The following is a 13,747-nucleotide window of genomic DNA, read 5'->3' as shown; positions in this document are numbered from 1 at the left end:
ATATTGTATTTGGCTACGATATCATCCACACTGCCAATTCCGCTAAGATACTCTTCAATGCAATGAATCTTAAATTCCTTGGAATACCTTCTGTTTCCACTTACAAAGGCTTCAATACCGTTCGCTTCGTACTTGGATATCCATCTATATATCTCGTCACGATTCATTCCATAAACATCTTGTAATTGAGAATAGGCAACCTTACCCGACTTATACGCTTCTATGATTTCTATTTTCTTCTCTGGAGTGAATTTTATTTTGCCCATAAAAAATCCTCCTAAAGTAGATTTTGGTTTTTTCCATGGTCTACTTTAGGAGGATCATATCAATATGCCTGACTTTTTTCATTTTATGGGTGCGCTGTGGCAAATACGGTCAGCGGGTGTGTGGGGATACTACCTCCCGCTGGTGTCCGGCGACACAAAATGCAGAGGTTTGCGGCAGTAAAAAAGGACGGCGGTTGCCGTCCTTTTTTGATTCAAGCTGCAGTGTCCGGAGTGACATCAGCGATATCTGTATAGGTATCCAGATCGGTTGGAAGCTTGACCGTGACGCTGCTGCCCAGTGCGTTGACTGTGCCGTTTACCGTCATATCCATGGTCATGGTTTGTCCGTCCACGGTCACGTCCATTTTCATGGCAACATCGATCGCTTGCACCTTGCTGCCCGAGACGGTTGCCTTGGCGACAATATCACGAATCTGCACGTCAGAGGTCAGGGCATCCGTGCCCATGCTGCCCAGAATGGAATCAACCAGTCCTTCCATACCGGAAGCGGAGTAGGTGACCGTGGTCTTGCCGCCCGAAACCGCGATATCTTCGATCAGGCAGAGCGGTTCAGACTGCATCGAGGTCAGGTCGCCCATCTGCGCCATGGCGTCCTCAAAGGACATCGGCATTTTGACCTTCTGACCGCCTGCATTCATGTAATACACACCGTTGGTGTAGTAGTAGGCGATCGGAAGCTCCACATCGGTTTGTGCATCAGGTTCGGTTGCCAGCTCGGGATTGACGTGCATTTTCATGGTACCGGTCATCGAGAGCTTGGACTGATCCATGTGCTCCAAATCCATATCGGCCTGCATCGTTACCGGCATGGAGAGCGTCAGCAGCTCCTGCCCGTCGAGAGAAGCCTTGGCGTCAATCTTCATAGAGATATCCGACTTGGTGGCCTGATCCATTTGGGAAGCAGCCTTCATGTAATCGTCATACCGGTCGAAGAAGAGGAGCAGGGAAGAGGCCTTGCTCTGCTCGATCGCGCCATCCTTGACCAGCTTTTCCAACAGGCTTGTGCCCTTTTCGGACTTTACATCCACATGCAGGGCAGTCAAGCTCATTGCGGCAACATGGTCGCGCAGGAATTTGCTTTCGTTGCAATTTGCAAAATCAACCAGACCAATGGACTTGCCGAAATCCAGCGCCTTGGCATATGTAAAATCGCCCTGTTCCCCGTCTGCATAGCCGAGGGAACGCAGCAGGAAGGTGGTGTACATCTGTGCCGAGCAGCTGCTGCGCGGGGAGAAGGTTGTGTCCGATGTGCCGTCAGTCAGCTTGTTCTCATACAGATACTGCACATACGGCTTTTCCCAGCCGGCCAAATCGGTGAACGGCGCGGTGTAGGTGAGTTTCTGCGCTTCCTCTTCCTTGCCGAGCAGGCGAACCAGCATTGCTGCGGCTTCGCCGCGATTGGGCGCGCGATCCAGCTCGTAGCCGGATTCAGTACCCTGAAACAGGCCGACTTCCTTGAGCTGGTCGGCGCAATGCTCAAAATTGGCGGCGCCCGCGGTAACGGCTAAGCCGGCCGCGACCAGCACAGAGGTCAGAGCGATTTTAAGACTTTTCTTCATAGAGGATCCTCCTTTTATTGCAGTGCTTTGACTGCTGCTTTTTTATTTATACTTTGCAAATATTATTTGCAAGGTATATTTTGTGTCATTATGCTGCGATGCTTTTTATTATTCCGCCCTCAGCTCCCATCATCGTTACCGATGATAGCGGTTTATAAAAGTATAGCATTTCCAATGGTCAAAGTAAACAAGAACTTTGACTCAGGAAAAGAAAAATTAGCGATATGCTGTAAGCAAAGTAAAAGGAGAAAAAAGTGCAAAAGATGACTGTGGGTCGGTTTGCTGAAGCAGTTTATGCGTAATTAGGATATATACAGTGAAAATCGAGATTATCGTAGCTTTTGATGATTGCAAAACCTTGGGGTAGAGTGTGGCGGTCGAGGTAATGAGAACCTCGCTATTTATGTTACGGCATGAAAAAAGCAGATTTGCACAATGCAAATCTGCTTAAAATGGTGGACCTGAAGAGATTCGAAAAGCATAATTCAATTTTTCTGAATTTCTACTATTCCATTAAGTGCAAATATGCGCATAAAGTTGTGATTCTCATGACATTTTGTACATACTGTTCTGGTTATTATCATTCCGATTGCTGTCAGATTGCTGTCATTTTTGTAAATGAATCAGCACGATGATTTATAATAATATGAGGTGACCGTATGAGTAAAGTGATATGTATAGCGAATGCAAAAGGTGGAACGGGAAAAAACACCACAACCTTCAATCTGGGCGAAGCGATTGCCCGTAAAGGAAAAAGGGTACTTCTCATTGACAATGACAGTCAGGGATCTCTTACAAAAGCAATGGGATTTACACCGCTCAACTGTAAAGTATCGCTTGCCACTTTGATGTGCCAAGCTCTTGACAGCCCAGAATTGCTTGAACTCGGTATTAAACAGGCAATTCTACATCAAAACAATATCGACCTGCTTCCAGCAAACCAAAAGCTGAGTGGTATTGCGACACGCTTATCGGTCATGCAGACAACGGCATCCATGTTCGGTGAGCAGGACGATATTCAGCCGGTTTATGTGCTGAAAACCATTGTGGATATGCTTCGTTCGCAATATGATTACATATTGATAGACTGCAGCCCACATCCAGATTTGCAAATGATCAATGCACTTGCTGCATCAGATGAGGTCGTCATCCCTGTGCAGGCACATTATCTGGATGCGGAGGGTTTGCCGGATACATTGGAACTGGTGCGGCGCGTGCGAGCCGCTTATCAACCAAACCTTTTTGTGCGCGGCCTGCTTTTGACCATGTATAAAGGCCGCACACTACCTGAACCGTTTCGGTCCTGTGATCGCCGCACGCATCCGTGGGCAGTTTGAACCGCTGTATGACCCGGCGGCAGAGCCATTGTCAGAAGCCGTACTGGAACTGAACTGCCATGTTGAACAGACGGCCGGTTATCCCTTATATGGCGCGCAGCTTGCGGCAGCGGAAGCGCTGCGCCGCAGACTGCAACATGCCAAGCTCGGCCTGTTGATCGCGGAATGCGGTTCAGGAAAGTCCAAGGTAGGCAGTCTGGCCTTGCAGGCGTACTTTCTGCAAAAGCATCGGAAATGTCTGCACCTCGTCCTTTGCCCCTCGCACATGACGGGGAAATGGGTACGCGAGCTGGATGAAACCATTCCAAATTCGCTGTCTGCAGTTGTGCAGTCCCCGGAGGATTTCGATGCGCTCTATGCGGAATATATCCGCGGCAGCCGAACGGTCTTTGCTGTACTCTCCAAGGAAACCGCACGGGACGGCTATATGCGCCGCCCGGCAGTGCGCTGGAGTGTGATAAAGCGCGGCTTTATCTGCCCGGACTGCGGCAGTGTGATCCAAATGGAATTTGTGGACTGCGGCAAAAAGACGCTGGTAGATGCCACGCCGGACTATTTCCGCACCGAAACCCGCAGCAACCGCAAGTGTGACTGCTGCGGCGCTGTCCTTTGGACGGCCACCACCGCGGAGGAGCAAAGCGAATGGGTGCGCATCAGCCATGTGGGCTATGTCCATCGCCGGTTTGCCGGGCAGGCCTTAAAAACCTGCAAAACCACAGCTGCGAAAAAACAGCTGGACGAACTGGAGCGAAACCCAAACCGCTTCATGACCGCCCGCGGCGCCTGCCGCCGGTTTCCGCTCAGTACCTATATTAAAAATAAGTACAGAGACAAAATAGACGGCTTGATCGCGGATGAGCTCCATCAGTTTGCAGCGAACAGCGGACAGGGCGATGCAATGGGCGAGCTGTTTGCCGCGGCAAAGAAGTGCATCGGCATGACGGCGACCCTGATCAACGGCTATGCGTCCGGCATCTTCTATCTGCTGTACCGGACCTGTTCACAGCTGATGCAGCAGGATGGACAGGCATTTGCCGCACAATCACATTTTGCACGGGAATACGGCGTGATCGAAGACACCTACACGGTGACAGAAGGCGGCTACAACTCGAACCGCCGCGCAGTCAAGCGCAAGAAACGTTCGAGGCAGCGACCCGGTGTGTCTCCGCTGGTGTACAGCCGCTTCCTGTTGGAAAGCGGCGTGTTCCTCACCCTGACGGATATGGGAACAGAGCTGCCGGAGTATGAGGAGATCCCTGTGCCGCTCCGTCTGCCGGAGCGGCAGCAGAAAGCCTATGACGAACTGGAGCACGCATTTCATGCGATCTTCAAGGATCGCAGCCGTGAAGGCCGCAGGCTGGCGCAAAAGCTGTTGTCCACTTCCCTGAATCTGCTGATGGCCTATCCGGATCAGCCGTATGGGCATAAGCCGGTCGTGCATCCGGTCACCAGAAATCCTCTGGTCGTCCCGCAAAGCAGCGGCGCACCAGACAAGGAGACGGAAAAGGATCTGCGGACGATGGAGCTTATCCGGGAGAAAGTTGCCGCCGGTGAGCGCGTTCTGCTCTATGTGAACTGGGTGCGGCTGGACAGCCGGACGCGGCTCAAGTGCTTTCTTGCGGATGCCGGCATCCGTGCAGAGATCATGGAGGATACCGTGCCGCCGCGGGGACGCGAGGCATGGGTGGCGGAAAAACTCCGTCAAGGGATGCAGGTGATGATCACAAACCCCGGGCTTGTGGAAACCGGGCGTGCGTCCGTAAGGACACCTTATTTCGTGTGATACGAAGGTGTCCGCGGACTGTTAGGAATTCTGCTGTTGGCACAGCAGCAACATAAAAGTATCAAAAAGTTGTCATCACCCGATTTATCCGCAAGGGAAACTGCGCGGGGAGTGTAGCATATCGGGAAAGCAGTAAGTCGGCAGAGCTATCCATGCCGCGACTGAACTGCAAGATGAAAGGTCAGTTATGAGGATAAAAGCTGGATTGCCTGAATGACAGTCCGAGGGGTCATACTCGAGTCCCTGCCACACGATAGCTGAAGTGTCAGGCGGTACAAGGAACTTCATAAAGGCCAGGTGAAGGTGTCCATGATACTTTTGTACCGACCAACCGCAATAAGCGGTAAAGGGCGAACGTCATATCCGACAGACTGACAAGCCATTCCTAACAGTCTAACCGGAGATTACCTAAACCGGAACGCCCCACAGGGCTATGCGTAATGCCGCAAGGTGATAAATTCCAAGGATTAACACCCCGAGGAAGATGACGCTGAAAATCCGGCATGGTAACGGAGGTCCCATAGTAGTCCGAGGGCGGGAAAACCGTCTACATGGCGAAGGGGGCCAGTTTGTCTATCAATATAGAGAAAGGAACGGTGTGTGAGACACCATGAGAAATCCAATCGACGTATTGAACAGTCTGAAATCCAAAGCAAAAGCCCCAACCTATTATTATGAGCGCCTGTATCGCAACCTTTATAACCCAGAGTTTTATCTGCAGGCGTACTACAACATCTATGCCAAGCCCGGAAATATGACTCCCGGAACGGACGGGCAGACCATAGACGGAATGGGTATGGAGCGTATCGGAAAACTGATTGAAAGTCTAAAAGACCACAGTTACCGGCCAAATCCCGCACGACGTACCTATATCAAGAAAAAGAACGGAAAAATGCGCCCGCTGGGCATCCCGTCTTTTGATGATAAGCTGGTGCAGGAAATCGTGCGGATGTTGCTGGAGGCTATTTATGAGCCGACTTTCTCCAACTATTCCCACGGCTTTCGTCCTAACCGAAGCTGCCACACGGCACTTTTGCAGTTACAGCGCAACTTTAGCGGAACAAGGTGGTTTATAGAGGGCGATATTAAGTCGTTCTTCGACAACATAGACCACGCAGTTCTCGTAGGAATCCTGCGCAGGCGCATCCATGATGAGTATTTTCTTGCTTTGATATGGAAGTTTCTGAAAGCGGGATACCTTGAGGACTGGACTTTTCACCGCACCTACTCCGGCACCCCACAAGGCTCCATCATCAGTCCTATTCTGTCAAATATCTACCTAAACGAGTTTGACAGATACATGGAGCAGTACATGGCATCTTTCAGAAACGGAGCGCGGCGGGACAAGTACACCCCATATTGGAAACTGCATGAACAAATTCGATGGCTTGAAAAAGGCAAATACAAGCCGGAAATGTGGGAAGAAATGGACGAAACGGCAAGAGATACGGCCTTGCGGGAAATCAGGGAAAAAACAGCCCTCAAACGGCAAATGCCGGCATATGACCCCATGGACACAGAATACAAACGTCTGCAATATGTAAGATATGCAGACGACTGGATTTGTGGAGTCATTGGCAGTAAAGCAGACGCTGAAAAAATCAAGTTAGACATCAAGCAGTTTTTGTCGGAAGAACTCCATTTGGAATTATCCGATGAAAAAACGCTGATAACGCAGGCAAAAGATAAGGCCAGATTTTTAGGCTTTGAAGTCTTTGCCAGCAACAGTGACCATATAACAACCAGCAAAAATGGCCACAAGATGCGATCCATGAGCGGAAAGATTCTGTTGTATGTCCCCAGAGACAAATGGCAGAAGAAGCTGCTTGATTATTCGGCGTTGAAAATCACATACCGAGAGGGTCGGGAAATCTTCATCCCTACCGAACGCACCTACCTAATCAACGGTGATGACCTTGAAATCTTAAACCAGTACAATGCGGAAATCAGGGGCATCTATAACTACTACCGCATAGCGGATAATGTCAGTGTTTTGGGCGATTTCTACTATGTAATGAAGTACAGCCTGTTCAAAACCTTTGCCGCCAAATACAAAACACGCATCAGCCGTATCCGTAAGAAATACGGATATAAACGCTTCGGCGTGAAATATCCGAGTAAAAGCGGAAAAGCGATAGCGTATCTGTATGACGACGGGTTTAGAAAGGACAACAGAATGGTTTCTGCCCCGGCAATGGATGTTATTCCGATGGTGTACAGCAATCTCAACTCGACAAGCCTGATAAGTCGATTGAAGGCCGAAAGGTGCGAATGGTGCGGAGCGGAAAATGTTCCAATCGAAATGCACCATGTTCGGAAAATCAAGGACTTAAAAGGCAAAGCCGGGTGGGAAATCGTGATGATAGGTCGCAAACGCAAGACTATGGCGCTATGCCGTACGTGTCATGACAAACTGCACGCCGGCAAATTAGACTGACAGACAAAGGGAGAGCCGGATACGCCGAGAGGTGTAAGTCCGGTTCGCGAGGGGGGTGCTCGGAAACCTGCCGCAGTAATGCGGTAAGGCGCTGGGCGCCCACCCTACTCGATTTGAACGACTTCACCACGCTGATCTTCTATGATATGGCCTTCAAGCTGTTCACATTCCGGCAGGCGAGCCGCAGGTCATGGCGCATCAACCAGACCGCCCCGCGGGTGGAGGTGTATATCCTGTACTACCGGCATATCACAACCTGATCTACCGTGTGATGCATGACCTGCATCTCGGTACCGGGGCGGATACCGATCTCTACGGCGAAGCTGCACTGGGTCTGATCCTCGCAGCGCAGCGGTATCTGACGGATGAAAGCCTGCAAAAGTACCGCTTCACCACGATCGCATACAGCCGCATCCGCAATGCCCTGCTGCGCCAGCGGAATCGTGAACGTAGGCAGCCGCAGGTGCTCAGTCTGGATGCATGGCGGGAGGACGGCGGCACGCTGTATGATGTGCTGCCGGACGGCCTCAATGCCGATCCGGCTGAGATTGTGACCCGCAAGGAGCACAAACAGGTGCTCCGCCGGCACGGTGTGCGCAGCTGCAAGGTCTATCGGTTCCCGGTTGATGCCGCCCCCGGAAGGGAGGCGGCATAAGATGGGCGTGCATACCGGCGTTTTTGTGGTCTACTACCTGTACCGTTCGCGGTATTCGTTTGTGGCAGGCCATTTGGTAAAAGACGGGCATCATGTGGTCGATCTAAGCAATGCGCTGAAATTCCCCGCCGAAACACAGGCACGGCGCTTTATCGCGGATGATCTGGACCGTCCGGAAAGCGGGCCGTACTTTGTTTCCGAGCTTTCCATCGGCGAACTGCTGGAATACTGCCCGGAGCTGTACGAGGTGCGGCGCGCGGCGGAAAACAATGATGTGGCATGAGAAACGGGGTGTAAATATCCATGAGGAAATCAAGCTTTCGCGAACCCGGCTGTATCGGCTGCGAGGCGCATCTGGATTTCGGTTTGAGCCGCTACTGCGCGGGCTTCAAAAATAAAAAGCGCCGCAAGGCATTTCGTAAAAGCGACCCAGCATACAAAGCGCCCCAATGGTGCCCCAAGCGGAAAAGCCCCTGCGAATACCGCATTTACAGCTATGCGGACGAGCAGGCCGCAGTGATGGCGCGTCTGTTCGAGGCGGACCGTATGGACAACCGGAATATTGCGTTTCCCAGCGCGTTCCGGTACCGGCTGCGCACAGAAGGCAAGACCGGTCTTACCCCGGCATTGTGAAAATGCAAACAGCCCAGACGAAATGCCGCTTTTGGAAGGCGAGGGGATCGGCCTTGGTGATGTGGTGGAGATCGACACCGGGCTGGCACAGTTTTTCTTCTACTGCGCCGCCGCGCACGATTTCCGTCCTGCGCTCTTTGATGTGAAGCGCATACAAACTGGCCGGATAGATGACACGGGGGTATCATAATGGCAAATCTCATGCTCTATGCGAAGGGAAAAGGCGATAAACGCTTCGGTGCAGTGGATATGGCCGGCGGCACGTTCCCTGCACCGCTGATGCACGCGACCATTGTTCCGGAAGCCAAGCTGAATATCCTGAAACAGCGGGCAAGCCTGCTGCACCGGATGAACCGGAACGTCACCTTCCAGATCCGCTATGCCGGCACCGGCAAGGTATTGTTTCAGGCAGGTGATGCAGTATGAAAGCGCTGAACACGGATGCGGTGCGTAAGCTGTACCGCGGCAGATATGCTCCTGCGAAGGAGGGACCGGAGATAAACGGTTCCCCGATCCGGGGGACCGGCTTTCGTATCTCGGCAGCATTTGCGGTGCTTGCGGCGGTCTCGGATCCGGAGACGGTGAAGCTGCTGAAGGCGATTATGCACGATTTTGATTTGCTGCGGGATATGGAACGGGAGGATTCGTTTGTCAAGGGCTTCCGCTGTGCGGTGGAATTATTCGAAAAAGGAGAATGACCCATGCTGAGAGATAAGATGCTGGCTGTAATGGAGGAACTCAATCAGACGGTTGCAGAGCGTGAAGAGCTGATCCGCATGATCGCGCTGGCGCTGCTTTCCGGGAATAGCCTTAACTTCTGCATCATGGTTTGTGCAGCTCAGTACAACCATATAGGGATGTGTGTGACTTTTGATTGACAAATACCAGCAGGATCAGGCCGATGCAAACGCTGCCAACGATGACAAGCGGAATCATACCTGCCGCAAGAATAATACCTGCGCCGATTGACCAGAACAGAAACGCAATATCCAGCGGATCTTTAATTGCAGTACGGAAACGGACGATGGACAGCGCACCGACCATACCGAGGGACAGAACGACATTGGAGGTTACGGCGAGAATGACAATGGATGTAATCATGGTCAAAGCAATCAGCGTAGTGCCAAAGCCTGCGGAATACATCACACCACGATAGGTTTTCTTATAAACGAGGAAGATAAACAGACCGATGCCGAAGGACAGCACAATGGTCAGCAGCATATCGAGTACGCTGATGGACGAAATGTTTTCCAGAAAACTGGACTTAAAAATATCTTGAAAGGTCATTGTTGAGGTTGCTCCTTTGCTTATTGGGGTTTAATCGTACATACGGCTGGCGGCATATTTGGAAAACGCCGCATTGCGCCTGCTGTCAAGCTGTACCGCATCGCGAATCACATCGGGAAGGTAACTGTCCCACTTCACTTCAAGGATATAGGGCGCATCCTTGATTGGCACGGTCACACACGCAGGATTCAGAAAATCGGTACAGCTCATACCGGTCCGAATCGCATAATCCAGAGCGACGCGGACATTGCCGGGCGCGAATACAAACGGCTCCCGGATATAATCCACGATGACCTTTGCTTTCAGCCCCTCGTTTCGGATGCGGGTATAAAAGCCAAGAATCACCGCATCATCACTGCGGGACATCCATTCCACATCCCCATCGGCTATTGCCTGTGCCTGCTTGGGCGTTAGGGACGCCGTATTCTTGTATCCCAGTCCCATATGCTTAAATTTCCGCTCCAAATGAACGCTGGACGGGTCATGGTTATACAGGCGTATGCGATACTTCTCCCGCGTGATGACACCGTCCAGTTTTTCGCGCAGCGCCTTATCATCCGCTGTGTCAAAATACAGGCTGTGTATGGTATACTGTCCATTCACAGCATGGCAGTCCGGCTTCATGACATTCCGAAGCCTTTGCCGCAGGATGATCAAATCCCCTTTGCTGATTTCATGTTTTACTTCATGCCGAAACTGCAACCGGCATCATCTCCTTTCGACTTTACAAAATGATTATAAAAACCCAACCTAAGATTTACATAAGAAAAACCCCTCCGCATGCGAACAATTACGGAAGGGTTTGTGAACATTTTGTGTGCTTTACAAGATGGCTGTAAATCGAATACGGTCGTCTGCGGTATATTCCGCTTTCAAGCTTCCTCCAAAATTCTCGCAGACAGCACGAGCGGCGGAAAGGCCGATCCCATAACCGAAAGAATCTCCGCTTTGCGTTCGTGCAAGATTCCCGCGGTAAAATCGTTCAAACAGCCGCTCCGGGTCTGCCTCATGGGATGGGTCACAAGTATTTTCTTCAACGATTTGAATGTATCTGCCATGCTTTTTCAGTGTCAAATCGATTGTTCCATTCTCCGGTGTATATTTGACTGCATTATCTAAAAGAAGTTCCAGCATCTGCCAAAAACTGTCCTTGTTAGTCCGGATGATAACCTCCGGCTCAATTTGCACGTGAAAAGAAAGATTGTGAGCCAGTGCAACATCCTGATAGGCCGGCAGAAGCTCGCTTGTCAGCAGACTGATATTCACTGTTTCTGTTTGCAGAGGAATTGCCTCATCCAGTTTCGCAAGGGTCAGCAGATTGGACATCAACATATTCAGCCGTTTGGTCTGTGTACGGATATGCACATTGTACTTGTTCTCACCATGGATCAGTGCCATTGTATCATTATTCGACTGAATAATCGCAAGAGGCGTTTTCATTTCGTGCCCCGCATTGGTGATGAATTGCTTTTGCTTTTCCATTCCAGCAAGAACGGGACGGATCACTTTTCCAGAAAGTAAAATAACGATCCCCAAGAGAATCAGCCAGCAAAGCACTGCTATGATACCGGAAACAAATAACACCATGTAGAAATTTTCTCTTTGCCCCGATATATCCATAAAAAATATAAGCTGGTTTGGCCCAAGCTGTTTTACTGCAAATTTGTATCCATCTATTCGCCCAGATTCTTTCCCAGACATTGAAACCGTCAAGGCGTATTCCTGTGCAGTCTCAATATCAATGGAGGATATTTGTTCTATATTGACATCTATGGCATTGCCATCCGCATCACTTTGAACAATAAAAAATCGCGAAGAACGCATCCTGTCCATATCTAAATGGGGGAACAAAAGGAGGTGGACGGTCAAAATCCATTTTGTGAAAAGCGCCCTCAGCATCTACCAGCGTTTCCAATATAGAATCAGACTGGCGCTCTAATATTACCCAGTTTAGTCCGTTTATGGAAAGTACGATGAATACTAAAAGGCCGGTCACTGCCATCATCGTAAAAATAACAAATCGTCGCTTTAATGTTTTTGTCATGACCGATACTCCAATTTATAACCGACATTCCTTTTTGAAATGATCTCCACTTTAGAGTTCAGCGCAGATAACCGTTTCCGCAAATAGGAGATATACAGCCATACACTGTTTATATCCGTTTCAGCATCATATCCCCATGCTTTTATCAGCAGATTTTCTGATGACAGATACATCGTATGATTGAGCATAAGTTGCTCTATCATACGATATTCCTGTTTTGGCAACGGAAAAGACATCTCTCCCGCGCTGATTGTGCCAGACTGCATATTCAAAGTCAAATCTCCAAACTGTATCGAATCCGGATGAAACTCTTCCCGCCGTCTCAGCATCGCACGAACCCGGGCGATCAGTTCCCCCATATCAAAGGGTTTCGGGAGATAATCATCAGCTCCAGAATCTAAACCTTGAATACGATCCTCAACCTGCGTTTTGGCTGTAAGCAAAAGTATCGGAGTTCTGCAACCATCCCTTCGGAGGGCGGAAAGTACTTCCAGTCCATCTCGCTTTGGCATCATAATATCAAGAATAATACCGTCATATTCGCCAGAAATAGCGTAATCGTAGGCATCTGCGCCGTCATATACGGCATCTACAATATATTTATGATAGGTAAGATAATCAACAACAGCTTCGGAAAGCGCCGGTTCGTCTTCGGCGTATAATAATTTCATCAAGGTCACCCCCCAGTCGTTCTATTTCGCGACATCAATACTATAGCATAAAATCGCGAAGAAAACCATTTTTATCTTATCATTCGAACTTTAGATCAACCTATGGCAGAGAGGGGGGGCGGCATCTGCTCTGAAATCTGCTGTGAAAATGTGATGTGAACAGTCAATTTCCGGTTGTATTATGTCCTGCTTATTCCTTTCCATAGCACTATGTTCGCATCGGCTTTTCATTAACCAATTTGAGCATTACGTACTTGTTAAAGTTCGTTGATTGCATAGAGCTTAGGGTTTCGGTCACGAAAGACAGGAATCCTGCTTCGGATTTCGACGAGCAATTGAAGGTTGCAGGTGGCAGAGATGATCTCTTCGAAAGGACCGGCTTGAACCAATACGGTCCCGAGAGGATTCAGAATCGCGGAATGTCCGCCAAATGCAGTTTGTTCTGCAACACCGCAGGAATTGCAGTACGCCACAAAAATCTGATTTTCGATTGCTCTGGCAGCAGTGAGTGTTTGCAGATGGGGGATTCGCTCTTTGGGCCACTGGGACACAACAAAGAGTATATCGATTCCAGACAGACATAGTGTGCGGACCAGTTCAGGGAAACGCACATCATAACAGATGATGACCCCGCATGGAACGCCATCCAACAGAAAACGGCATAGGTGATCGCCGCCGGTATAGAAGTTGTGTTCTCCCAGAGGCGTGAAGAGGTGGGTTTTATCATATTCGGCAATGCATTGACCATTTCGGTCAAAGACCATCGCTGTATTGTATATGTTGCCGCCGCGTACATTGGACACGGAGCCGGCTACAATATGGACATGATATTTTTTTGCCAGACTGCCGATGCAGCGTTTCACCATATCGCCATCCTGACAGGAATATTGGGCGAGGTGTTCTTTCGGGAAAAATCCGGTGTTCCATGTTTCCGGAAGTACGAGCACATCGGGGTTTTCCTGCATTGCCCGGTCAATCAGATGCTCGGCGTGGGAGAAGTTTTGTGCGGGGAGCCCGAGCTTCATATCCATTTGCAGACAGGTGATTTTCATGA

The 13,747-nt window shown here is 49.9% G+C and carries 15 protein-coding genes and 1 pseudogene; 9 read left to right on the top strand and 7 right to left on the bottom strand.

Annotated elements, in window-relative coordinates; translation table 11 throughout:
- The coding region (locus T363_RS0108260) for a helix-turn-helix domain-containing protein (protein ID WP_031474647.1) at positions 1-266 on the bottom strand (266 nt) is incomplete at its 3' end.
- Between the two features lie 212 nt (positions 267-478).
- The gene (locus T363_RS15125; RefSeq protein ID WP_051643177.1) at positions 479-1,846 is read right to left on the bottom strand and encodes an S-layer homology domain-containing protein; all 1,368 of its coding nucleotides are present in this window, start codon (positions 1,844-1,846) and stop codon (positions 479-481) included.
- A gap of 659 nt (positions 1,847-2,505) precedes the next feature.
- Here T363_RS15125 and T363_RS0108240 point away from each other — a divergent pair.
- The 9 genes from T363_RS0108240 (at position 2,506) to T363_RS0108200 (ending at position 9,389) form a co-directional block, all read left to right on the top strand.
- Entirely contained in the window at positions 2,506-3,183 is a 678-nt protein-coding gene (locus tag T363_RS0108240; protein WP_051643176.1) for a ParA family protein, read from the top strand.
- 28 nt (positions 3,184-3,211) lie between these two features.
- A complete protein-coding gene (locus T363_RS0108235) occupies positions 3,212-4,966 on the top strand; it encodes a DEAD/DEAH box helicase family protein (protein ID WP_034972023.1) in 1,755 nt (584 codons plus the stop codon).
- Positions 4,967-5,576: 610 nt separating this feature from the next.
- Positions 5,577-7,403, top strand: coding sequence for a reverse transcriptase domain-containing protein (locus T363_RS0108230; RefSeq protein ID WP_031475010.1), 1,827 nt, complete (start codon positions 5,577-5,579; stop codon positions 7,401-7,403).
- 190 nt (positions 7,404-7,593) lie between these two features.
- Positions 7,594-8,058 (top strand): sigma-70 family RNA polymerase sigma factor, encoded by a 465-nt coding sequence (locus T363_RS0108225; RefSeq protein WP_031475008.1) that lies wholly within the window; start codon positions 7,594-7,596, stop codon positions 8,056-8,058.
- Position 8,059: 1 nt separating this feature from the next.
- Complete coding sequence (locus T363_RS0108220; RefSeq protein WP_031475006.1) at positions 8,060-8,341, top strand: hypothetical protein; 282 nt, start codon at positions 8,060-8,062, stop codon at positions 8,339-8,341.
- A gap of 20 nt (positions 8,342-8,361) precedes the next feature.
- Positions 8,362-8,691 (top strand): hypothetical protein, encoded by a 330-nt coding sequence (locus T363_RS0108215; RefSeq protein WP_031475004.1) that lies wholly within the window; start codon positions 8,362-8,364, stop codon positions 8,689-8,691.
- Positions 8,692-8,713: 22 nt separating this feature from the next.
- Positions 8,714-8,881, top strand: coding sequence for a hypothetical protein (locus tag T363_RS16035; protein ID WP_154658771.1), 168 nt, complete (start codon positions 8,714-8,716; stop codon positions 8,879-8,881).
- Complete coding sequence (locus T363_RS0108205) at positions 8,881-9,117, top strand: hypothetical protein (protein ID WP_031475002.1); 237 nt, start codon at positions 8,881-8,883, stop codon at positions 9,115-9,117. The genes T363_RS16035 and T363_RS0108205 overlap by 1 nt, the downstream gene beginning before the upstream one ends.
- Positions 9,114-9,389, top strand: coding sequence for a hypothetical protein (locus tag T363_RS0108200; RefSeq protein WP_031475000.1), 276 nt, complete (start codon positions 9,114-9,116; stop codon positions 9,387-9,389). Before T363_RS0108205 ends, T363_RS0108200 begins: the two co-directional genes overlap by 4 nt.
- Positions 9,390-9,506: 117 nt before the next feature.
- Here T363_RS0108200 and T363_RS14535 read toward each other — a convergent pair.
- The 5 genes and pseudogenes from T363_RS14535 to T363_RS0108175 all read right to left on the bottom strand — a co-directional run.
- Positions 9,507-9,978, bottom strand: a pseudogene (locus T363_RS14535) (DUF4956 domain-containing protein); the annotation flags it as partial.
- 30 nt (positions 9,979-10,008) lie between these two features.
- On the bottom strand, positions 10,009-10,680 hold the full coding sequence (locus tag T363_RS0108190) for a polyphosphate polymerase domain-containing protein (protein WP_031474998.1): 672 nt from the start codon (positions 10,678-10,680) through the stop codon (positions 10,009-10,011).
- A gap of 120 nt (positions 10,681-10,800) precedes the next feature.
- Complete coding sequence (locus T363_RS0108185) at positions 10,801-11,877, bottom strand: sensor histidine kinase (RefSeq protein WP_051643175.1); 1,077 nt, start codon at positions 11,875-11,877, stop codon at positions 10,801-10,803.
- 141 nt (positions 11,878-12,018) lie between these two features.
- Entirely contained in the window at positions 12,019-12,693 is a 675-nt protein-coding gene (locus tag T363_RS0108180; protein WP_031474994.1) for a response regulator transcription factor, read from the bottom strand.
- A 257-nt stretch (positions 12,694-12,950) separates the two neighbouring features.
- Positions 12,951-13,745: a carbon-nitrogen family hydrolase gene (locus T363_RS0108175; protein ID WP_031474992.1), complete on the bottom strand. Its 795-nt coding sequence runs from the start codon at positions 13,743-13,745 to the stop codon at positions 12,951-12,953.
- Positions 13,746-13,747 lie beyond the last annotated feature (2 nt).

The sequence above is a fragment of the Agathobaculum desmolans ATCC 43058 genome, assembly GCF_000701665.1.
Lineage (GTDB): Bacteria > Bacillota > Clostridia > Oscillospirales > Butyricicoccaceae > Agathobaculum > Agathobaculum desmolans.
The sequence above is the reverse complement of the archived record's forward strand: the minus strand, read 5'-3'. Positions and strand labels throughout refer to the sequence as shown.

Coding starts and splice junctions, on each gene's coding strand:
- T363_RS0108215 (WP_031475004.1), top strand. CDS start 8,362: ATGAGGAAATCAAGCTTTCGCGAACCCGGCTGTATCGGCTGCGAGGCG.
- T363_RS0108185 (WP_051643175.1), bottom strand. CDS start 11,877: ATGCTGAGGGCGCTTTTCACAAAATGGATTTTGACCGTCCACCTCCTT.
- T363_RS16035 (WP_154658771.1), top strand. CDS start 8,714: ATGCCGCTTTTGGAAGGCGAGGGGATCGGCCTTGGTGATGTGGTGGAG.
- T363_RS0108175 (WP_031474992.1), bottom strand. CDS start 13,745: ATGAAAATCACCTGTCTGCAAATGGATATGAAGCTCGGGCTCCCCGCA.
- T363_RS0108225 (WP_031475008.1), top strand. CDS start 7,594: ATGGCGCATCAACCAGACCGCCCCGCGGGTGGAGGTGTATATCCTGTA.
- T363_RS0108240 (WP_051643176.1), top strand. CDS start 2,506: ATGAGTAAAGTGATATGTATAGCGAATGCAAAAGGTGGAACGGGAAAA.
- T363_RS0108180 (WP_031474994.1), bottom strand. CDS start 12,693: ATGAAATTATTATACGCCGAAGACGAACCGGCGCTTTCCGAAGCTGTT.
- T363_RS0108205 (WP_031475002.1), top strand. CDS start 8,881: ATGGCAAATCTCATGCTCTATGCGAAGGGAAAAGGCGATAAACGCTTC.
- T363_RS0108220 (WP_031475006.1), top strand. CDS start 8,060: ATGGGCGTGCATACCGGCGTTTTTGTGGTCTACTACCTGTACCGTTCG.
- T363_RS15125 (WP_051643177.1), bottom strand. CDS start 1,846: ATGAAGAAAAGTCTTAAAATCGCTCTGACCTCTGTGCTGGTCGCGGCC.
- T363_RS0108200 (WP_031475000.1), top strand. CDS start 9,114: ATGAAAGCGCTGAACACGGATGCGGTGCGTAAGCTGTACCGCGGCAGA.
- T363_RS0108230 (WP_031475010.1), top strand. CDS start 5,577: ATGAGAAATCCAATCGACGTATTGAACAGTCTGAAATCCAAAGCAAAA.